Source organism: Herbidospora cretacea (assembly GCF_001570605.1).
Classification (GTDB): domain Bacteria; phylum Actinomycetota; class Actinomycetes; order Streptosporangiales; family Streptosporangiaceae; genus Herbidospora; species Herbidospora cretacea.
In genome coordinates this window covers 47,717-67,324 of sequence record NZ_BBXG01000028.1, presented here as the reverse complement: position 1 = coordinate 67,324, position 19,608 = coordinate 47,717, and the positions used below count along the sequence as shown (strand labels likewise).

At 68.8% G+C, this 19,608-nt stretch carries 19 protein-coding genes and 1 pseudogene; 12 read left to right on the top strand and 8 right to left on the bottom strand.

Features of this window, described 5'->3' with window-relative positions; all coding sequences use genetic code 11:
- Positions 1 to 9: 9 nt before the first annotated feature.
- The 6 genes and pseudogenes from dnaK (at position 10) to AW270_RS35120 (ending at position 7,581) form a co-directional block, all read left to right on the top strand.
- Positions 10 to 1,881, top strand: a complete 1,872-nt coding sequence (dnaK, locus tag AW270_RS35145; RefSeq protein ID WP_061300455.1) for a molecular chaperone DnaK — start codon at positions 10 to 12, stop codon at positions 1,879 to 1,881.
- Complete coding sequence (gene grpE, locus AW270_RS35140; RefSeq protein ID WP_061300454.1) at positions 1,878 to 2,477, top strand: nucleotide exchange factor GrpE; 600 nt, start codon at positions 1,878 to 1,880, stop codon at positions 2,475 to 2,477. Before dnaK ends, grpE begins: the two co-directional genes overlap by 4 nt.
- Positions 2,478 to 2,558: 81 nt before the next feature.
- A complete protein-coding gene (dnaJ, locus tag AW270_RS35135; RefSeq protein ID WP_061300453.1) occupies positions 2,559 to 3,728 on the top strand; it encodes a molecular chaperone DnaJ in 1,170 nt (389 codons plus the stop codon).
- A 3-nt stretch (positions 3,729 to 3,731) separates the two neighbouring features.
- A pseudogene (locus AW270_RS35130) lies at positions 3,732 to 3,990 on the top strand (heat shock protein transcriptional repressor HspR); the annotation flags it as partial.
- 214 nt (positions 3,991 to 4,204) lie between these two features.
- Complete coding sequence (gene clpB / locus AW270_RS35125) at positions 4,205 to 6,784, top strand: ATP-dependent chaperone ClpB (RefSeq protein WP_061300451.1); 2,580 nt, start codon at positions 4,205 to 4,207, stop codon at positions 6,782 to 6,784.
- Between the two features lie 104 nt (positions 6,785 to 6,888).
- Positions 6,889 to 7,581: a hypothetical protein gene (locus AW270_RS35120; protein WP_061300450.1), complete on the top strand. Its 693-nt coding sequence runs from the start codon at positions 6,889 to 6,891 to the stop codon at positions 7,579 to 7,581.
- 125 nt (positions 7,582 to 7,706) lie between these two features.
- On the opposite strand, the gene AW270_RS35115 is transcribed toward AW270_RS35120, so the two are convergent.
- Positions 7,707 to 8,237, bottom strand: a complete 531-nt coding sequence (locus AW270_RS35115; protein ID WP_245675015.1) for a tetratricopeptide repeat protein — start codon at positions 8,235 to 8,237, stop codon at positions 7,707 to 7,709.
- A 157-nt stretch (positions 8,238 to 8,394) separates the two neighbouring features.
- Between AW270_RS35115 and AW270_RS35110 the strand changes: the two genes are divergently transcribed.
- Complete coding sequence (locus tag AW270_RS35110) at positions 8,395 to 8,775, top strand: hypothetical protein (RefSeq protein ID WP_061300448.1); 381 nt, start codon at positions 8,395 to 8,397, stop codon at positions 8,773 to 8,775.
- On the opposite strand, the gene AW270_RS35105 is transcribed toward AW270_RS35110, so the two are convergent.
- The 3 genes from AW270_RS35105 to AW270_RS35095 are packed head-to-tail and all read right to left on the bottom strand — an operon-like array spanning position 8,726 to position 11,866.
- Positions 8,726 to 9,421, bottom strand: a complete 696-nt coding sequence (locus AW270_RS35105) for a TetR/AcrR family transcriptional regulator (RefSeq protein ID WP_063819457.1) — start codon at positions 9,419 to 9,421, stop codon at positions 8,726 to 8,728. The two genes, AW270_RS35110 and AW270_RS35105, sit on opposite strands and share 50 nt — an antisense overlap.
- A 22-nt stretch (positions 9,422 to 9,443) precedes the next feature.
- Positions 9,444 to 10,739: a DUF2252 domain-containing protein gene (locus AW270_RS35100; RefSeq protein ID WP_061300446.1), complete on the bottom strand. Its 1,296-nt coding sequence runs from the start codon at positions 10,737 to 10,739 to the stop codon at positions 9,444 to 9,446.
- A gap of 56 nt (positions 10,740 to 10,795) precedes the next feature.
- The gene (locus AW270_RS35095) at positions 10,796 to 11,866 is read right to left on the bottom strand and encodes a CapA family protein (protein WP_082802100.1); all 1,071 of its coding nucleotides are present in this window, start codon (positions 11,864 to 11,866) and stop codon (positions 10,796 to 10,798) included.
- Positions 11,867 to 12,014: 148 nt separating this feature from the next.
- Here AW270_RS35095 and AW270_RS35090 point away from each other — a divergent pair, with 148 nt between their 5' ends.
- The gene (locus AW270_RS35090) at positions 12,015 to 13,463 is read left to right on the top strand and encodes a catalase (protein WP_061300444.1); all 1,449 of its coding nucleotides are present in this window, start codon (positions 12,015 to 12,017) and stop codon (positions 13,461 to 13,463) included.
- A gap of 61 nt (positions 13,464 to 13,524) precedes the next feature.
- Here the strand turns inward: AW270_RS35090 and AW270_RS38240 are convergent, their stop codons facing one another.
- The 3 genes from AW270_RS38240 to AW270_RS35085 all read right to left on the bottom strand — a co-directional run bounded on the left by AW270_RS38240 (position 13,525) and on the right by AW270_RS35085 (position 14,969).
- Entirely contained in the window at positions 13,525 to 13,725 is a 201-nt protein-coding gene (locus AW270_RS38240) for a DUF397 domain-containing protein (protein WP_245675014.1), read from the bottom strand.
- Positions 13,726 to 13,884: 159 nt separating this feature from the next.
- The gene (locus AW270_RS38235; RefSeq protein WP_082802089.1) at positions 13,885 to 14,079 is read right to left on the bottom strand and encodes a DUF397 domain-containing protein; all 195 of its coding nucleotides are present in this window, start codon (positions 14,077 to 14,079) and stop codon (positions 13,885 to 13,887) included.
- Positions 14,080 to 14,114: 35 nt separating this feature from the next.
- The gene (locus AW270_RS35085) at positions 14,115 to 14,969 is read right to left on the bottom strand and encodes a helix-turn-helix domain-containing protein (protein WP_061300443.1); all 855 of its coding nucleotides are present in this window, start codon (positions 14,967 to 14,969) and stop codon (positions 14,115 to 14,117) included.
- A 296-nt stretch (positions 14,970 to 15,265) separates the two neighbouring features.
- On the opposite strand from AW270_RS35085, the gene AW270_RS35080 reads away from it, so the two are divergent.
- The 4 genes from AW270_RS35080 to AW270_RS35065 all read left to right on the top strand — a co-directional run bounded on the left by AW270_RS35080 (position 15,266) and on the right by AW270_RS35065 (position 19,388).
- Complete coding sequence (locus tag AW270_RS35080) at positions 15,266 to 15,487, top strand: hypothetical protein (RefSeq protein WP_061300442.1); 222 nt, start codon at positions 15,266 to 15,268, stop codon at positions 15,485 to 15,487.
- 215 nt (positions 15,488 to 15,702) lie between these two features.
- Entirely contained in the window at positions 15,703 to 17,805 is a 2,103-nt protein-coding gene (locus AW270_RS35075; protein WP_061300441.1) for a molybdopterin-dependent oxidoreductase, read from the top strand.
- Between the two features lie 23 nt (positions 17,806 to 17,828).
- Entirely contained in the window at positions 17,829 to 18,431 is a 603-nt protein-coding gene (locus AW270_RS35070) for an HD domain-containing protein (protein ID WP_061300440.1), read from the top strand.
- Between the two features lie 48 nt (positions 18,432 to 18,479).
- Complete coding sequence (locus AW270_RS35065) at positions 18,480 to 19,388, top strand: Rieske (2Fe-2S) protein (protein ID WP_061300439.1); 909 nt, start codon at positions 18,480 to 18,482, stop codon at positions 19,386 to 19,388.
- Here the strand turns inward: AW270_RS35065 and AW270_RS35060 are convergent.
- A complete protein-coding gene (locus AW270_RS35060) occupies positions 19,372 to 19,599 on the bottom strand; it encodes a DUF8836 family protein (RefSeq protein WP_061300438.1) in 228 nt (75 codons plus the stop codon). The two genes, AW270_RS35065 and AW270_RS35060, sit on opposite strands and share 17 nt — an antisense overlap.
- Between the last annotated feature and the right edge of the window lie 9 nt (positions 19,600 to 19,608).

Here is a 19,608-nt window from a genome sequence, read left to right as displayed (position 1 = left end):
GACGTACTCATGGCACGTGCGGTAGGTATCGACCTGGGGACGACCAACTCCGTCGTCTCGATCCTCGAAGGTGGTGAGCCCACCGTCATCGCCAACGCGCAGGGCTCCCGCACCACCCCCTCGGTGGTGGCCTTCGCGAAGAACGGAGAGGTCCTCGTCGGCGAGGTCGCCAAGCGTCAGGCCGTGACCAACGTCGACCGGACCATCCGCTCCGTCAAGCGTGAGATCGGCACCAACTGGTCGGTCGAGATCGACGGCAAGAAGTTCACCCCGCAGCAGATCAGCGCCTTCGTCCTGCAGAAGCTCAAGCAGGACGCCGAGGCCTACCTGGGCGAGAAGATCACCGACGCCGTGATCACGGTCCCGGCCTACTTCAACGACGCGCAGCGTCAGGCGACCAAGGAGGCCGGCCAGATCGCGGGCCTCAACGTCCTGCGCATCATCAACGAGCCGACCTCCGCGGCGCTGGCCTACGGCCTCGACAAGGACAAGGACCAGACCATCCTGGTCTTCGACCTCGGCGGCGGCACCTTCGACGTGTCCCTGCTCGACGTCGGCCAGGAAGACGGCCACAGCTTCGTCGAGGTGAAGGCCACCTCCGGTGACAACCACCTCGGTGGCGACGACTGGGACCAGCGCGTCGTCGACGAGCTCGTCACCCGGTTCAAGAACGCCCACGGGGTCGACCTGTCCAAGGACAAGATGGCCCTCCAGCGTCTCCGCGAGGCGGCCGAGAAGGCCAAGATCGAGCTGTCGGCCCAGACCGAGACCACGATCAACCTCCCCTACATCACCGCCTCCGCCGAGGGCCCGCTCCACCTCGAGGAGAAGCTGACCCGCGCCGAGTTCCAGCGCATCACCTCCGACCTGCTCGACCGCTGCAAGGGCCCGTTCCACCAGGTCATCAAGGACGCCGGCATCAAGGTCTCCGACATCGCCCACGTGGTGCTCGTCGGCGGCTCGACCCGCATGCCCGCCGTGTCCGAGCTGGTCAAGGACCTGACCGGCGGCCAGGAGCCCAACAAGGGCGTCAACCCCGACGAGGTCGTGGCCATCGGCGCCGCGCTCCAGGCCGGTGTGCTCAAGGGTGAGGTCAAGGACGTCCTGCTGCTCGACGTGACCCCGCTGTCGCTGGGCATCGAGACCAAGGGCGGCATCTTCACCAAGATCATCGAGCGCAACACGACGATCCCCACCAAGCGCTCCGAGGTCTTCACCACGGCGGAGGACAACCAGCCGTCGGTGCAGATCCAGGTCTACCAGGGCGAGCGCGAGATCGCCGCGCGCAACAAGAAGCTGGCGACCTTCGAGCTCACCGGCATCGCCCCGGCCCCCCGCGGCATCCCGCAGATCGAGGTCACCTTCGACATCGACGCCAACGGCATCGTCAACGTCGGCGCGAAGGACCTGGGCACCGGGAAGGAGCAGTCGATGACCATCACCGGCGGTTCCTCCCTGGGCAAGGACGACATCGAGCGCATGGTCCGCGAGGCCGAGTCCTACGCCGAGGAGGACAAGCAGCGTCGCGACGAGGCCGAGGTCCGCAACAACGCCGACTCGCTGGCCTACCAGACCGACAAGTTCCTCCGCGAGAACGACGAGAAGGTCCCGGCCGACATCAAGGCCGAGGTCAACGAGGCCCTGACCGAGCTGAAGAAGGAGCTCGAGGGCACCGACGTGGCGGCCATCCGCACCGCCGCCGACAAGCTCGCGACCGTCAGCCAGAAGATGGGCTCGGCGATCTACGCCAACTCGCAGGGTCAGGCCGGCGAGGGCGCGCAGGCCGGCGCCGACCAGGACGACACGGCCAAGGCCGACGACGACGTCGTCGACGCCGAGATCGTCGACGACGAGCCGAAGCGGGAGGGCGGCGCCAAGTGACCCCGCGTGAGAACGGTTCCGAGCAGGAGCCGGTGATCCGCGACAACCGCAAGATCGACCCCGAGACGCTGGCGGCCCGCGAGACCGCGCCCGCGCCCGACGAGACCGCGGCCGACACCTCCGCCCTGGGCGGGGCGGCCGCGGAGCTCCTGGCCGAGCGCACCGCCGACCTCCAGCGCCTCCAGGCGGAGTTCTCCAACTACCGCAAGCGGGTCGAGCGCGACCGGATCACCGTTCGTGAGCAGGCCGTCGCCGGTGTGATCAACGAGCTGCTGCCGGTCCTCGACGACATCGGCCGGGCGCGTGACCACGGGGAGCTGACCGGTGGTTTCGCCAAGGTGAGCGAGTCGCTCGAATCGGCCGTCGGCAAGCTGGGCCTGTCGTCGTTCGGCTCGAAGGGCGACCCCTTCGACCCGACGATCCACGAGGCCCTGATGCACAGCTACTCGGCCGAGGTCGCCGAGGCGACCTGTGTCGAGATCCTGCAGCCCGGTTACCGCCTCGGCGAGCGTGTCCTGCGTCCCGCGCGGGTCGCGGTGGCCGAGCCGGAGTCCGGTGGTGGCGACGTCCTCGACGACGAGCCCGCCGGCGCCTGAATCTCTGAGGGAGCCCCCTCCCGCACCACGCGGGAGGGGCACCCATCACATATGTGTCTGTTCACGCGGAGGAAGCGTTAGATGAGCACCAAGGACTACCTGGAGAAGGACTACTACGGCGTCCTCGGTGTGCCCAAGACCGCGACCCCCGAAGAGATCAAGAAGGCCTACCGCAAGCTGGCCCGGCAGTACCACCCTGACGCGAACAAGGGGAACAAGGAGACCGAGGAGAAGTTCAAGGCCGTCTCCGAGGCCTACGACACCCTGAGCGACACCAAGCGGCGCAAGGAGTACGACGAGGCCAGGAGCCTGTTCGGCGGCGGCCTCGGCGGTTACAACCGTCCCGGGCGGCCGGGCGCCGGGCAGCAGGGCTTCGACTTCGGCGACCTCTTCGGCGGCACCAACCAGGCGGGCGACCGCATCGGCGACCTGTTCGGCGGCCTGTTCAACCGGGGCGGCGGACCGAAGGCCAACACGGCCGGCCGGGCCCGCCGCGGCCAGGACATCGAGTCCGAGGTCACCCTGTCGTTCGCCGAGTCGATCGACGGCGCGACCGTCTCCCTGCGTCTGACCAGCTCGTCGGCCTGCCCGGCCTGTTCCGGCACGGGCGCCAAGGCCGGCACCACGCCCCGCGTCTGCCCGACCTGTGACGGCACCGGCGCGGCCAGCCGCAACCTGGGCAACTTCGCCTTCTCCGAGCCCTGCCGCGACTGCCGGGGCCGGGGGCTGCTGGTCGACGACCCGTGCCCGGTCTGCGAGGGCAGCGGCCGCGGCCGCAGCACCCGCACGATCCAGGCCCGCATCCCGGCGGGCGTCAGCGACGGCAGCCGGGTCAAGCTCAAGGGCAAGGGCGCACCGGGCGAGAACGGCGGCCCCGCGGGCGACCTCTACGTGCTGGTCCACGTCCAGCCCCACCCCGTCTTCGGCCGCAGCGGCGAGAACCTCACGGTGACCGTGCCCGTCACGTTTCCCGAGGCCGCGCTGGGCGCCGAGATCCGGGTGCCGGTGCTGCGCGGCATGCCGGTCACGCTCCGCATCCCCGAGGGCACTCCCAACGGCCGCACCTTCCGGGTGCGCGGCCGGGGCGCCCCCCGCAAGGACGGCACGAAGGGCGACATGCTCGCGACCGTCCAGGTCGTCGTGCCCGAACACCTCGACGACAAGGCGAGGGCGGCGCTGGAGCAGTTCCGTGACGCGACCGACGGACCCGACCTCCGCGAGGAACTGATCAAGCAGGCCAGAAGCGAGTAGCGGATGGACGCCAATTTCTTCGACCTGTCCGACGAGACGCCCGTCTATGTGATCTCCGTGGCCGCCCAGCTGAGCGGCCTCCACCCGCAAACGCTGCGCCAGTACGACCGTCTGGGTCTGGTCAGCCCCGGCCGCACGGCAGGCCGGGGCCGCCTCTACTCGACCCGCGACATCGTCCTCCTCAGAGAGGTCCAGCGCCTGTCGCAGGAGGAGGGCATAAACCTGGCAGGCATCAAACGCATCTTGGAGCTGGAGACCGAGAACCTCCGCCTAAGAGACGAACTCAACCGCATAGCCACGGAACTGAAGCTGATCCGGGCTCTGGTCAGATACGAACTACCGCCGTCATAGCAAAGACATTTGTCGTACGGGGGAAGTGCCCGGCCGCGCCGCTGTCTGGACTGAGGAGCGGAGCGACGAGGGAAGACAGTGGCTGAAGGCGGCCAGGCCGCCGAGCGAAGGCGAGGCCAATAGACATGGATTACAAGCTCACCCAGAAGAGCCAGGAAGCGCTCGCGGGGGCGGTCCGCCGGGCGGCGGCCGAGGGCAACCCGGAGGTGGCGCCGGCCCATCTGCTGACCACGTTGCTGGCCCAGAGCGGGGGCACCGCCGTACCGCTGCTGGAGGCCGTGGGGGCCGACTGGAAGGCCATGCGGACGCGGGCCGAGACCCTGCTGGCGGGGCTGCCCAAGGCGCAGGGCGCCACGGTGAGCGCGCCGTCGACCTCCCGCCAGTTGCTGACCGTGCTGCACACCGCCGCCCAGCGGGCCGCGCAGCTCGAAGACGACTACGTCTCGACCGAGCACCTGCTCGTGGGCCTGGCCACCGACGGAGGGCAGATCGCCGACCTGCTGAAGGAGCAGGGGGCGACCGCGCAGGCGCTGCTCGACGCGTTCGAGAAGGTGCGCGGCCACACGCGCGTCACCAGCGAGAACCCCGAAGACACCTACCGGTCGCTGGAGAAGTACGGCGTCGACCTGACCGAGCGGGCCCGCCACGGCAAGCTCGACCCTGTCATCGGGCGTGACTCGGAGATCCGGCGCGTGGTGCAGGTGCTGTCGCGGCGGACCAAGAACAACCCGGTCCTCATCGGTGAGCCGGGCGTCGGCAAGACCGCCGTGGTCGAGGGGCTGGCCCAGCGGGTGGTCGCGGGCGACGTGCCGGAGAGTCTGCGGAACAAGCGGCTCGTGGCGCTGGACCTCGGCGCGATGGTCGCGGGCGCCAAGTACCGGGGCGAGTTCGAGGAGCGCCTGAAGGCCGTGCTCAACGAGATCAAGGAGAGTGACGGCCAGGTCATCACGTTCATCGACGAGCTCCACACGATGGTCGGCGCGGGCGCGGCCGAGGGCGCGATGGACGCGGGCAACATGCTCAAGCCCATGCTGGCACGGGGCGAGCTGCGCATGATCGGCGCGACCACGCTCGACGAATACCGCGAGCGCATCGAGAAGGACCCGGCGCTGGAGCGCCGTTTCCAGCAGGTGTACGTCGGCGAGCCCACCGTGGAAGACACGATCGCCATCCTGCGTGGCCTGAAGGGCCGCTACGAGGCCCACCACCAGGTCCAGATCGCCGACGGCGCGCTGGTCGCCGCAGCGACCCTGTCCGACCGCTACATCACCGCCCGGTTCCTGCCCGACAAGGCCATCGACCTGGTCGACGAGGCCGCCTCCCGGCTCCGCATGGAGATCGACTCACGGCCGGTGCAGATCGACGAGCTCCAGCGCATCGTCGACCGGCTCAAGATGGAGGAGCTGGCCCTGGGCAAGGAGACCGACGAGGCGAGCGTGGCCCGCCTCGGCCGTCTCCGCGAGGAGCTGGCCAACCGCCAGGAGGAGCTCAACGGCCTGGTCGGCCGCTGGGAGGCCGAGAAGGCCGGCCTCAACCGGGTCGGCGACCTGAAGATGCGCCTCGACGAGATCCGCAGCCAGGCCGAGCGGGCCCAGCGCGACGGCGACTTCGAAGAGGCCGCCAGGCTCATGTACGGCGAGGTGCCCCGCCTGGAGAAGGAGCTCGCCGACGCCATCCAGGCCTCCCAGCGCGAGCAGACCATGGTCAAGGAGGAGGTCGGCCCCGACGACATCGCCGAGGTCATCTCCGCCTGGACCGGCATCCCGTCGGGCCGCCTGCTGGAGGGCGAGACCGCCAAGCTGCTGCGCATGGAAGACGAGCTCGGCCGGCGGCTGATCGGCCAGAAGGCCGCCGTCCAGGCGGTCAGCGACGCGGTCCGGCGGGCGCGGGCGGGCGTGGCCGACCCCGACCGGCCGACGGGCTCGTTCCTGTTCCTCGGCCCGACCGGCGTCGGCAAGACCGAGCTGGCCAAGGCGCTGGCCGACTTCCTGTTCGACGACGAGCGGGCGATGACCCGCATCGACATGAGCGAATACGGCGAGAAGCACAGCGTGGCCCGCCTGGTCGGCGCCCCGCCCGGCTACGTCGGCTACGAGGAGGGCGGCCAGCTCACCGAGGCGGTGCGGCGGCGTCCCTACACGGTCGTGCTCCTCGACGAGGTCGAGAAGGCCCATCCGGAGGTCTTCGACATCCTGCTCCAGGTGCTCGACGACGGGCGGCTGACCGACGGGCAGGGGCGTACCGTCGACTTCCGGAACACGATCCTGATCCTGACGTCCAACATCGGTTCGCAGTTCCTGGTCGACCCGGCGCTGCCACCGGACGCCAAGCGCGAGGCGGTGCTGAAGGCGGTGCGCGCCTCGTTCAAGCCCGAGTTCCTCAACCGGCTCGACGACGTGATCCTGTTCGACGCGCTCGGCTCCGAGGAGCTGTCGCAGATCGTCGATCTCCAGGTCGAGCACCTGGGGCGGCGGCTGTCCGACCGGCGGCTGACGCTGACGGTCACCCCGGCGGCCCGCGAGTGGCTGACGCTGACCGGCTACGACCCGCTCTACGGCGCCCGGCCGCTGCGCCGCCTGGTGCAGTCGGCCATCGGCGACAAACTGGCCCGCGCCCTGCTGGCCGGGGAGATCCGCGACGGCGACGAGGTGATCGTCGACCTCGACGAGGCCGGCGACACGCTGAGCGTGCGGCCCGGCGTGTAATCAGTTCTCCACGACTGGGACAAGCCGCTCCCGGCTGCGAAAACCCCGCTGCTACGTTCGGCACTCACCGAACTACCGCAAGCAACAGGGGGGCGTTGATGTCGATGACATCACGTAGCATCCGGGGGCGGCTCGTCGCTCTGGCGGTCGTCACCGCCGGGGTGAGCTGGTTGTCCGCCGCCGGGCAGCAGGCCCACGCCGACGACGGCCTGTGCGTGACCGGTTACAAGGCCGCCGCCAGGACCGGCGCGGTCGCCGCCTCGGTCGTGAAGGGCGCCGCCGACGTCGCCAGGTCGGCGGGCGCGGCCAGGAAGACGGTCCGCGACCTGACCCGCACGGGCGGCTCCACGGCGATGACCATGGCCCAGGCCGGACGGCTGGCCGGGGTGCCGTGCGGCCGGGTGGCCCCCGGCGACGAGGTGTCCCGGACCGTCCAGCGGGCGGCCTCGCTCCTCGGCCTGGCGGGCCTGGCACGGGCCGACGGCGTGCTCGGCATCGCGTCGGGGTCGGCGCTGCCGGGCGTGCCCAACGTGATCCCCGACCTGTCTGTGCTGCCCGACCTGCCGGGCGTGCCGCCGGTGCCCCGGATGTCGAAGATGCTGCCGAAGGTGCCGAAGGTCGGCGTCGTCCCCGGCGGGATCACCGATTCGGTGGGCGAGGTCGTGAGCGGCGTCCAGCCCCGCCAGGCCCCCGCCAAGCGCGAGCCGGCCGGTCTCACCGGCGGTCTGGGCGGCGCCGACCTGGCCGGCCTCACCGGGCTCGCCGGGAAGCTCCTCGGCGGCGCTCTCCTCAACTGAGGCGACTGATCTTCTTCCCCGCAGTTCCCCATCGCATCCGGCCAGCGCCTCCAGGCGTGCGGGCCGTCCACATATAGAGCACCAAGGAGCCGCAGAGACTTCGTCTCGCGGCTCCTTTCTCTGTGTCAGGAGGCCAGCGCGTCGAGATCGTCTTCGGGGAGGCCCAGGTCGATGCGGATCCGGTAGCGGGTGCGCAGCAGGGACTCGCGGAGCGAGTTGCCCGGAGGGCAGGCGGTGACGCCCTCGGTGGCCCACTCGTGGGCTCCCGTCAGGTCTCCGTACGCCGCCAGGGTCTCCGCCACGTTGAGCACGGTCGCCGGGGAGCACGGCGCGGCGCGCAGGGCCTCGATGACGTCGCGGGCCTCGTCGGGCCGGTCGAGCTCGAACAGGGTGTCGGCGATGCCCGCGCGCGGGTCGACGTTGACGTCTCCCCCGTCGCCGTCGGCCGCCTGCTGGTAGCGGTCGAGGGCCGCGTCGGGGTGACCCGCCTGACGCCACTCCTCGGCGGACAGGGCCAGGATGTAGGCCCGGGAGACCTCACCTGATTCGTACCCCTGCGCCAACTCGTCGAGGCGCCGCGCCAGGGCACCGTGGTCGTCGGACAGCAGGGTCTGTTCGAGCAGACGATCAAGCTGCTCCCGCGTCACATGTGCCACAAGGATGAGGCTAGCGAGCGCGGCGGGTCTTTGCCCGGACAACCGCAGGCATTCCTCTGGCAACGATTAGCTCCAGGTCATCTACAGAGCGTGTGTCGTTCCAGCTCACGGGCATATTGACGGGACCTGAGCTCCATCTGGAGGGAACGGGACTGCGATGGGCGTTTCCAGGCAGACGACCTTCACAGTGGCCTGCGCGCTCACGGCGGCGGCGATAGTGCCCGGTTTGGCGGGTTATGTCGCGGCGCGTTTCGAGGCCCACGAACAAGCCGTCAGAGAGGTGCTCCGCCTGCGGGCACAGCTGCAGGACATCCGCGCCGCGCGGGGCGCGGACATGCGGACCCTCGAACTGCGCGACGCCGAGCTGCGCGCCGCGCACGTCCGGTATCAGAACGCCCAGCGTCAGCCGTGCCGGCCGGCGCTGGAACACATCACTCTGGTGGTGCCGCGTCAGCCGATGCCCGACCCGGCGGCCGTCGAGGCGATCATCAGGCGCCAGATCGAGCAGCAGGCGCCGGCCGGGTGGCCGACGCGTTGAAGTCGCGCAGCTGACGGGACAGGTAGCTGCGCACCAGGGTCTTGGCCGCCGCGATGATCTCGGGGTCACCGTCGGGATCGCGCCGGAAGGCCAGTTTCAAGACGGCGTCGCCGCCCTCGACGGCCACCAGCACGGCGGTGTCGAGGCCCTCGCTGTCGGCCAGCCCGAACTCCTTGAGCAGCAGCCCGCGCAGGCGGCCGGCGATGACCGTGTTGTTGTCGGTGCCCGCGTCGAGCAGGTTGAGGTCGACGGCGTCGCCGAACCGCAGCGACTTGAAGCCCGGGACGCTGCGGTGCATCTCGACGTACTCGTCGATGATCGCGTCGACGGCGTCCCACCAGCCGGCGTATTCCTCGCTGATGAAGCGGCGGCCCACCCGGGCCACGAACAGTTCGACGTTTCTCCTGGTCAGCGCCTGGCTGATGGCTCGCTTGTCGGGGAAGAACTGGTAGACCGAGCCGATCGCCACGTCGGCGCGCTCGGCGATCCTGGTCGTCGACAGGCCGTCGTAGCCGACCTCGTCCAGAAGCTCCGCGCAGGCGTCGAGCATCCGCTCGACCCGGCGCGCGCTGCGGCGCTGTGTCGGCTGACGGCGGAGGGAGGAGTTTCCGGCATCGTCACAGTAGTCAAGGGGCTGGCTGGACACTCTCCCTATCTTGCCCGCAGAACTACAGACCGCGGAATCGGCCGTTGCGGAACAGATCCACGAAGAGCTGGTGGTCCTGGCGGGCGCGGGCGCCGTAGGTGTGGGCGAAGTCGACGAGCAGGGCGGTGAACTCGTCGTCGGCGCCGCCGATCGCCGCCACGATCGCCTCCTCGGTGGAGAAGTCGACCAGGTCGTGGCTCGACTCGTCGTCGGCGACCGAGTGCATGCGGGCCACCGCGCGGCCCAGGTCGGTGATCACCGAGGCGATCTCGACGGGCTCGTTGACGTCGCTCCAGTCGAGGTCGGCCGAGTAGGGCGAGACCTCGGCGACGAGCTGGCCGACGCCGTTGAGGGTGGCGTAGCCGAGCCAGGAGTCGGCGTAGGCCTGGAGGGCGCGCTGCGACTCGGCGGTGCGGTGGCCCTGGTGCCTGAAGTAGCCGTGGACCTTCTCGTCGTCGATGTAGCGGGCGACCGCCGGGACCTGGGCCTGCTTCATGTACAGGATCACGTCGTTCTCCAGCGCCTGCGTGTGCCCTTCGAGCAGCAGGTTGTACGACGGCAGCCCCGCCGACCCGATCCCGATGCCGTGGCGCAGGACGACGTCCTTCACGTGGTGTTCGATCGGGTTGAGCGGCGACGGCAGCGTGGCCAGATACTCCTCGTAGGCCGCCAGCACGGCGTCGCGGGTGGCGTCGTCGACCGGGTGGCGGTTGTCGGCGACGGCGAAGCGGCGCTCGAAGTTCTCGATCGTGGTCTCCTCGTCGAGCAGGGAGACCCGCGTGTTCAGCCGTGCGGTCTGCAGGACCCGGTGGAGCACCCCGGTGGTCGTCTCCAGGGTGAGCGACCCGATGGCGTCGTCGCCGCCGTGCGCGATCGCGCCCAGCTCGTGGAGGTACGACCCGGCGAACTCCCGCACCAGCTCGCTGATGACGTCGTCGGACAGCGCCTTGGCGTAGCCGATCAGGGCGACGCTGGCCACGAACCGCTTCAGGTCCCAGATGTACGGCCCCACATAGGCCTCGTCGAAGTCGTTGACGTTGAAGACCAGGCGGCCGGAGGAGTTCATGTACGTGCCGAAGTTCTCGGCGTGCAGGTCGCCGTGGATCCAGACGCGGCGGGTCAGGTCGTCGAGGAACGCGTCGTCGGCCAGCTCACCCGAGAGGTCGGCGTAGAAGAGGCAGGCGCTGCCCCGGTAGAAGGCGAACGGGGAGGCCGCCATCTTGCGGAACTTGGCCCGGAACGCCCCGGGTTCACGGTCGATGGAGTCACCGAACTCGGCCATCAGGACGTCGAGAATGAACTGGGACCGCTGCGTCATGGGACGACGCTAGTGCCGGTAGGGCTCACCGCACCATGACCAGCCCGTTAACAAATTCAGGGCTTGGCCGAAAGTCCGGTGCACTCGCGCAGCGAACGCCAGTAGGCGACCTCCTGCCGCCCCGCCGACCCGGTGACCGGGACCGGCACGCCGCCGTTGATGCGGGCGGGCGTCCAGGTGTCCTTCATCACCTTGCGGCCGTTGATCGTCAGGGTCAGCACGCCGGTCCGGCCGGTGTCCGGGCCCCAGTTGTAGAAGACGAAGTTGCCCAGGCCGTAGCTGATGTAGGCGTTGTCGAGGTAGCCCGCGCCGAGCAGGATGTGGGCGTGCCCGCCGACCACGACGTCGGCGCCGGCCGCGACCAGCTTGGGGGCGAGCGAGAGCTGCGCCTCGTTGGGGCACTTCTGGAGCTCGGTCCCCCAGTGCAGGTGGACGATCACCGTGTCGCTGTTCTTCCTGGCGTTCCTGACCGCCTGGATGAGCCGGGCCTCCTCCTTGGCCGAGGCGAGACCGCCCTGGGAGCCGGTGGCGGTCCAGGCGGAGATGAACTCGGCGTCGAGGACCTGGGTCGCGCCGATGACGGCGACCTTGTTGCCGTTCACGACGGTCCGCCAGGGCCGGTAGGCCTCGGTGGCGTTGCGCCCGATCCCGACCACGGGGAACTTGGACTTCCTGACGGCGGCGAGGGAGTCGTCCAGGCCGCTCTGCATGTAGTCCATGCCGTGGTTGTTGGCCATCGACACGACGTCGACCCCGGCGGCCTTCAGCGCGGTGAAGGCGGTGGCCGGGGCGCGGAAGGTGTACTGCTTGCCCGGCGCGGGGGTGCCCGCCTCGGTGATGGCGGTCTCCAGGTTGACCATCGCGATGTCGGCCTTCGACAGCACCTTCGCGATGGGCCCGAGCGCGGTCTTGGGGTTGGCGTTGAGCCGCGTCCGCAGGATCCCCTCGAAGTGGACGTCACCGCCGAACGCGATGGTGAACGGCTTCTTGACCGGTTTGGGGGACGCGCTCGCCCGCGCCTGGGGCTGTTCGGGCGCCTTGACGCGCTCGACGCCGGGATCGTCCACGGCGGCGGCACATCCGACACTCAGGACAGCCATGGCGAACATCGCGATTGCACGTCTCACGGTCCAGAGCATGCCATCTCATGAAGGTTCGCGCCTTATGGAGACCGTTGCCGGTCAAACCAGGGCAATTCATTTACTTGAATGATTCAAGTTATCAGCCGTACGGTGGGGAAAGAGGTGGTAGACCAGCCGCTCTGGAGGACACCTGATGACTGACAGGCCACGTACGACGACGGATTCCGGCACCCCGGCCCCGAGTGACGAGTTCTCGCTCTCCGTCGGCCCGAACGGCCCGCTCCTGCTCCAGGACCATTACCTGATCCAGAAGATGGCCCAGTTCAACCGGGAGCGGGTGCCCGAGCGCGTCGTCCACGCGAAGGGAGGCGGCGCCCACGGATTCATGGAGATCACCGAGGACGTCAGCCAGTTCACCAAGGCCGGGCTGTTCCAGAAGGGCGCCCGGACCGACCTGTTCCTGCGCTTCTCGACGGTCGCCGGCGAGCTCGGCAGCGCCGACACCCAGCGCGACCCGCGCGGATTCGCGATCAAGTTCTACACCGACGAGGGCAACTACGACCTCGTCGGCAACAACACACCGATCTTCTTCGTCCGGGACCCGTCCAAGTTCCAGGACTTCATCCACAGCCAGAAGCGCCGCGCCGACAACCACATGCGCGACCACAACATGCAGTGGGACTTCTGGACCCTGTCACCGGAGTCGGCCCACCAGGTGACGTTCCTGATGAGCGACCGGGGCACCCCGGCGTCGTGGCGGCACATGCACGGCTTCGGGTCGCACACCTTCCTCTGGTACAACGCGGCCGGCGAGAAGTTCTGGATCAAGTACCACCTGCGCACCGAACAGGGCATCAAGAACTTCACCGACGCCGAGGCGGGCGCCATGGTCGCCCAGGACGCCGACTTCCACATCCGTGACCTGTACGACGCCATCAAGCGCGGCGACCACCCGTCGTGGCAGGTGAACGTGCAGATCATGCCGTTCGAGGAGGCGGCCGACTACCGCTTCAACCCGTTCGACCTGACGAAGGTGTGGCCGCACGCCGACTACCCGGAGATCACCATCGGCCGGTTCACCTTGAACCGGAACCCGGAGAACTACTTCGCCGAAGTGGAGCAGGCCGGGTTCGAGCCGTCGAACTTCGTGCCCGGGATCGGCCCCTCACCGGACAAGATGCTCCAGGGCCGGCTGTTCTCCTACCCGGACACGCACCGCTACCGGATCGGGCCCAACTACCAGCAACTGCCCATCAACGCGCCGAAGGTGCCGGTCCACAGTTACAACCGCGACGGCGCGATGCGGTACGCCAACATGCCTGATCCCGTGTACGCGCCCAACAGCGTGAACGGCCCCGCGGCCCTCGAGGACCTGTACGCGGGCGACACCTACCAGGTGACCGGCGAGATCATGCGCTCCGCCTACCGTCCGCACGCCGAGGACGACGACTTCGTGCAGCCGAGGGCACTGTGGGAGAACGTGCTGAGCGACGAGGACAGGGCGAACCTGACGAGCAACATCGTCGGGCACGCGTCGGCGCCGGAGATGACGCCTGAGGTGCAGAAGCGGGTGGTGGAGTACTGGACCAACGTCCACAAGGACCTGGGGCAGGGCGTGGCCCGCGGCCTGGGAATCTCCTAGGGAAATGAGTACGGCCCGCCTCCTCCCCACCGAGGAGTGCGGGCCGATGTCACGTCAGGCCTCAGTCGAACTCTCCAACCGCCAAACCCTGGAGGAAGGCGTTCCACTCGGCTTCGGTGAACACCAGTACGGGCCCATCGGGGTCCCGGCTGTTGCGTAGTGCGGTGTGGCTCCCTGCAACCCGAGCGACTTCAACACAGTTGCCGTTGGTGCTGAAGCTGCTCTTGTGCCAGACGGCATCGGACATGTCGACATTCGACACGGCCCACCCCTTTTCGTCTTGGTCAACGCCAGAATGACAAAGGGGTCAATACCATTCAATATCGCCAGGGTGACTGTGAGGTCCGGCCATGCACCCGGAGACACAACCGGACCCGGCATCACTGGGCGCACCGTGGCGGCGCACTGTGGCGGCGCACCGCTACAAGTCGAACTCTCCGTCCTTCACACCACCGACGAATGCCCGCCACTCCTCGGAGGTGAAGACGAGCGGCGAACCTTGCACATCTTTACTGTCGCGAACTCCGACTCGATCGGTACCGAGCTGGGCAACCTCGACACAGTTGCCGTTGGCACTCCAGGAACTCTTCTTCCAGACAGCACCGTTGATGTCCATTGACTGATCGAATCCTGTCCGCACACTGGGGCGCTCTACGCTCGCCATTGCGCAATCGTCTCTTCAATCAGCCGCCTTGAGGCAGATCCATCGAGAGCCGCATCCGCAAGTTCCTCGAAGGAGCTCTCGTAAGAGAAGGCCCGTTCGGGGTCACTCCAGAACCGTCCACCATCGGGGTCCTCCAGGTAGACGATGTCGGGGAAGTCACTGAATCGGAGGTGCACGAAGGAACCCCAGGGCGCGGGCACCGGGGTGTTCAGAGCGTTGATCCGAATCTCCACATGGGGAAGAGACGCCAGATCGAGCACATGCCGCAACTGCTCCAGCATCACTTCGGATCCGCCGATCTCGCGCTTGAGCACCGATTCATCGAAGATCGCCTTGAATCGAAGAGGCTTGTCTCCATGCAGCAGAAGCTGCTGCCGTCGCGATCGCACCTCTACCCGGTCTCGAACGAACGCCGGCGGAATCTTCGGATGGATCGTGTTTCCCACAAGGGAGCGCGCGTATGCTGCCGTCTGCAACAGCCCCGGGAACACCATCGGTTCCCAGTTACGCATTTCTGTCGCTTCGGCCTCAAGGCCAATGAACGCGAGGTAGCCCTGATCTAGGGAGTCGCTGTATTTCTCCCACCACCCTTTTTGGGTAGCGGCATGGCGAAGATTGAGCGCTTCGCGAAGGGTCGCCTCATCACCCCCGTAATGATCGATCAGGGTGGTGATGTCGTCCTCGCTTGGAAGCGTCAGTGCGGTCTCGATACGACTGACCTTGGCGGCTGACCAGCCCAGCTCATCGGCTGATTGACTCCCCGTCTTGCCAGTGGCTTCGCGGAGGGTCCTCAGGACCTGACCGAGACGCTGGCGACGGGGCGTGACAGACTTTTCTGCCATGCTTGTCCCCTTTGTCCTTGATCATGCTGGACCGGGAGCCCTCGTCTTGAGGGCTACCTCGCATCGTATGCAATTTGCACCGGAACTTGCAGTGTAAGACGCAGAAATTCTTTCGCGGTGTCTTGCCGACAATTCTCATCTGATGGAACATCAGGATAGAAAGGTTCACAGAAGATCGCCAACCGGACACTCTGTGCCTCCGGGACCTTCCGGCAATGAAAAAAGGCCGGGCCGAAGGCTGCCACCGACGACCCGACCCGAGAGCTCCACTCGAAGCCACCGATAAGGAGTCTCCTATGCCCTTCCACCGTACCAACGCACTCTTGCTATGCAAGGCCCGACTCATACTGCTCCGTGATGGGGCCGATCGGCGGCTGTGTTCGGCGCAGGACCGGTGGGCCTATGAGCTGGAGTGGACCACCACTCGCCAGGGCTTCGGGAGTCGTCTCTACCGCGACCCCCGTTTCGATGTCGTCCGTGAGGTCGAGGAGGCGGGCCGGCTCGTGCTGGCCGGCTGAGCGGCACATGGCGGCAGATTCCGAGCGCGAGCCACGGCCGGCCTGCGGCCGACTGCGGTTCGCTTGAGCTGGGCCGTGCCCACCGGGCGCCGGGCACGGCTCATGGGGGAGGCCCGGACGGTCCGCGGGGGCGTCTGGGCGTTGGCGGAGGCCGCAGAATTTTATTCCGTTCTGGGGCTTCCGCCCCCTCCGGTTCACAGCGCACGATGAGATTCATGACGACCGTCCACCGCACCTGTCCGCTCTGCGAGGCCGTCTGCGGTCTCACGATCACCCTCGACGGAACGCGCGTCACCAGGGTGACCGGTGACCGGGACGACCCGTTCTCCCAGGGTTTCATCTGCCCCAAGGGGGCCTCGCTCGGGCGGCTCGACGAAGACCCCGACCGGCTGTCGGCACCATTGGTTCGCGAGGGTGACCAGTGGCGCGAGGTGAGCTGGCCGGAGGCCTTCGCGGCCGTCGCCAAGGGCCTGAAGGACGTCTCGGGACCCGAGCGGGCCATCTACCTGGGCAATCCCAGCGCCCACAGCATGGCCGGCGCCCTCTACGGCGGGGCGCTGGTCAGGGCGCTGGGCACCCGGAACGTCTTCTCGGCCAGCACGGCCGACCAGATGCCCAAGCACGTCGCCTCGGGGCTCATGTTCGGCCACCAGATGACGATCGCGGTGCCCGACCTCGACCGGACCGACTTCCTGCTGATGCTCGGGGCCAATCCCCTGGAGTCGAACGGCTCCCTCTGCACGGCGCCCGACTTCCCCGGCCGGCTCAAGGCCCTGCGCAGGCGGGGCGGGCGGCTGACCGTGGTCGATCCGCGCCGGACGCGGACCGCCGAGCTGGCCGACGAGCACGTGTTCGTCAAGCCGGGCACCGACGCGTTCCTGCTGGCCGGGATCGCGCACACGCTGTTCGCCGAGGATCTGGTGACGGTCGCGCTGCCGGTCGAGGGGCTGGCGGAGGTGGAGGCGGCGGTCAAGGACTTCCCGCCGCAGGTGGTGGAGGCCGCCTGCGGCGTCCCGGCGGAGGTCACCGTGCGGCTCGCGCGGGCGCTGGCCGCCGCGCCGAGCGCCGCCGTGTACGCCCGCATCGGGACCTGCACCGCCGAGTTCGGCACGGTGACCCAGTGGCTGGTCGACGTGCTGAACGTCCTCACGGGCAACCTCGACCGGCCGGGTGGGGCGATGTTCCCGACGCCCGCGACGGAGGGGCCGCGCAGGCGCAAGCCGTACAGGACCGGGAGATGGACCAGCCGAGTCCGCGGCCTGAAGGAGACCAACGGCGAGTTCCCCGTCGCGACCCTGGCGGACGAGATCGAGACCCCCGGCGAGGGGAGGATCCGCGCCCTGGTGACCGTGGCGGGGAACCCGGCCAGCTCGGCGCCGAACGCGGCCCGGGTGGCCAGGGCGCTGGAGAAGCTCGATTTCATGGTCAGCGTCGACATCTACCTCAACGAGACGACGCGGCACGCCAACGTGATTCTGCCGCCGCCGCGGCTCCTCGCCACCGGCCACTACGACTTCGCCCTGCTCAACTTCGCGGTCCGCAACTACGCCCGCTACTCCCCGCCCGTCCTGGCCTCCGAAGGGCCGTCGGAGGCGGAGATCATGGCCGAGCTGATCACCATCGCCTCCGGCTTCTCCGGCGTCGACGATCTGATCATCGGGCAGATGATCGGCGACCACGACCCGGCCGAGCTCGACGGGGACAGCGGGGCGGAGCGGCGGCTGGACGCCATGCTCCGGCTGGGGCCGTACGGGAAATGGAACGGCGGCGACCTCACGCTGCGCAAACTCCGCGACGAGCACCCCCACGGCCTGGACCTGGGCCCTCTGGTGCCCCGGCTGCCGGAGATCCTCACCACGGCCTCCGGGAAGGTCGAGCTCGCCCCGCCGGAGATCGTCGAGGACGTCGAGAGGCTCCGGCGCCGCCTCGACGAGGCAAGGCCCGAGTTCGTGCTCATCGGCCGGCGGCACCTGCGGTCCAACAACTCGTGGCTGCACAACATCGCCCCGCTGGTCGGCGGCACGAACCGGTGCACCCTCCAGATCAACCCCGCCGACGTCGAACGGCTCGGCCTGGCGGACCACGCCCTCATCCGCTCGGAAGCGGGCGAACTGACCGTCCAGCTCGAACCGACCGACACGATCATGCCGGGCGTGGTGAGCCTGCCGCACGGCTGGGGGCACGACGGGGTGCCGCAGAAGGTGGCCTCCGGGAACGCCGGAGTGAACGTCAACGTGCTGACGGATGAAAAGGTCATCGATCCGCTGTCCGGGAATGCCGTGTTCAACGGTGTTCCGGTGATCCTGTGCCGCGTTTGATCACCAGAGAATAGGGTGGCGCGGTGACCATCGCGCAGCACCGGGATCGCCTCGACGCTCAGCTCGCCTTCGTGGTGGAGATCGACAAGCTGAAGCGTGTCATCCGCCGGAACACCCTCATCGACGGGTCGCGTCGCGAGAACGACGCCGAGCACTCGTGGCAGCTCGGCGTCTGGGCGCTGGTGATGGCCGAGCACGCCCCGGCCGGCACCGACATCGACCGGGTGGTGCGCATGCTGCTCGTCCACGACATCGTCGAGATCGACGCCGGTGACACCTTCATCTACGACCGGGTGGCGGTCGAGGCCCAGGAGGCGGCGGAGCGGGCCGCCGCCGACCGGATCTTCGGTTTACTCCCCAGCGACCAGGCCGAGCCCCTGCGGGAGCTCTGGGACGAGTTCGAGGCGCGGCAGACCCCGGAGTCGCGCTACGCCAAGGCCCTCGACCGGCTCGCGCCGATCATGGCCAACCACCACAACGACGGCGGCACCTGGGCCCTGTACAAGGTCACCGCCTCCCAGGTGCTCGCCAACGTCGCGATCATCGCCGAGGGCTCCCCCACGCTGGGCGCCTACGCCCACGACCTGGTGGAGACCTCCGTGCTCAGAGGTCACCTCGCGCGATGACGTTCGTCTCCTGACAGGCCGGGTACGTCGTGTCAGGGGGTGACATCGATGGACAGATCCACCGAGAAGTCCGCCAAGCCTCGCAAAAGCGGCAACGGCGGCGGCGACCTGCTGGACCGGCTTGAACACGCGACGACGCTCGACAGGCCGATCAGAGGGCTCGCCAAGGCCGTGAGAGCGCGGATCGGGCCCGGCTGGGTGCGCGACGCGCTCCACGGCGTGCCGATCGGCCATCCGGTGCATCCGCCGCTGGCGACGGTGGCCGTGGGCTGTTTCGTGGCCACCGCCATCCTCGACGCCGCCAAGGCCGACCCGATGGCCGCCCGGACCGTGCTGGCGGCGGGCCTGGCCACCGCCCTCCCGACCGCGGCGGCGGGCGTGACCGACTGGTCGACGCTCCACCGTGAGCAGCAGAGGGTCGGGTTCGTGCACGCCGTCGCCAACGCCACCGCCTTCGGCCTCTACGCCGGGTCGCTGGCCTTCCGGATCGCCGGGCGCGAGAAGGCGGGCCGGTTCTTCGCCACGGCCGGTCTGATGGCCGCGAGCGCGGGCGCCTACCTGGGTGGCCACCTGGCCTACCGGCTCGCCGCCGGGGCCAACCACGCCGAGCAGGTCAGCCACCTGGTGCCGACCGGCTGGCACGACCTGGGCCCGATCAGCGACCTGCCCAACGGCCGTCCGGTGGCCCGCAGGCTCGGTTACATCGACCTGTTCGTGCTGCGCCTGGGCGAGGGCGTGACGGTTCTGGCCGACGGGTGTTCCCACCTGGCCGGGCCGCTCCACCAGGGCCGGGTGACGGTCGAGAACGGCGAGCCGTGCGTGGTGTGCCCGTGGCACGGCAGCGTGTTCAGGATCGCCGACGGCGCGGTGATCCACGGCCCGGCGACGGCGCGGCAACCCTCGTTCGAGACGCGGGTCCGCCGCGACGGCGTGGTTCAGGTCAGGCCGGCTCACTAGCGTCGATCGGGTGCTCCACGAGAGCGAGCACCCGGCTCTGCATGAACCGGGCGGTGCGGACCGGAGTGCCGTTCCTGGTCACCTCGGAGACCTCGACGACGCCCCGGCCGGTGGTCACCTCGACCCGGCGGCCGGCCTTCGTCGCGATGACTTCGTAGGTTCGGGGAGTGCCTCCGGCATCGATGACGATTTCTACGCGATCGCCTTTCACATGGGCTTT

Coding starts and splice junctions, on each gene's coding strand:
- dnaK (WP_061300455.1), top strand. CDS start 10: ATGGCACGTGCGGTAGGTATCGACCTGGGGACGACCAACTCCGTCGTC.
- dnaJ (WP_061300453.1), top strand. CDS start 2,559: ATGAGCACCAAGGACTACCTGGAGAAGGACTACTACGGCGTCCTCGGT.
- clpB (WP_061300451.1), top strand. CDS start 4,205: ATGGATTACAAGCTCACCCAGAAGAGCCAGGAAGCGCTCGCGGGGGCG.
- AW270_RS35120 (WP_061300450.1), top strand. CDS start 6,889: ATGACATCACGTAGCATCCGGGGGCGGCTCGTCGCTCTGGCGGTCGTC.
- AW270_RS35110 (WP_061300448.1), top strand. CDS start 8,395: ATGGGCGTTTCCAGGCAGACGACCTTCACAGTGGCCTGCGCGCTCACG.
- AW270_RS35100 (WP_061300446.1), bottom strand. CDS start 10,739: ATGACGCAGCGGTCCCAGTTCATTCTCGACGTCCTGATGGCCGAGTTC.
- AW270_RS35090 (WP_061300444.1), top strand. CDS start 12,015: ATGACTGACAGGCCACGTACGACGACGGATTCCGGCACCCCGGCCCCG.
- AW270_RS38235 (WP_082802089.1), bottom strand. CDS start 14,079: ATGGACATCAACGGTGCTGTCTGGAAGAAGAGTTCCTGGAGTGCCAAC.
- AW270_RS35085 (WP_061300443.1), bottom strand. CDS start 14,969: ATGGCAGAAAAGTCTGTCACGCCCCGTCGCCAGCGTCTCGGTCAGGTC.
- AW270_RS35080 (WP_061300442.1), top strand. CDS start 15,266: ATGCCCTTCCACCGTACCAACGCACTCTTGCTATGCAAGGCCCGACTC.
- AW270_RS35075 (WP_061300441.1), top strand. CDS start 15,703: ATGACGACCGTCCACCGCACCTGTCCGCTCTGCGAGGCCGTCTGCGGT.
- AW270_RS35065 (WP_061300439.1), top strand. CDS start 18,480: ATGGACAGATCCACCGAGAAGTCCGCCAAGCCTCGCAAAAGCGGCAAC.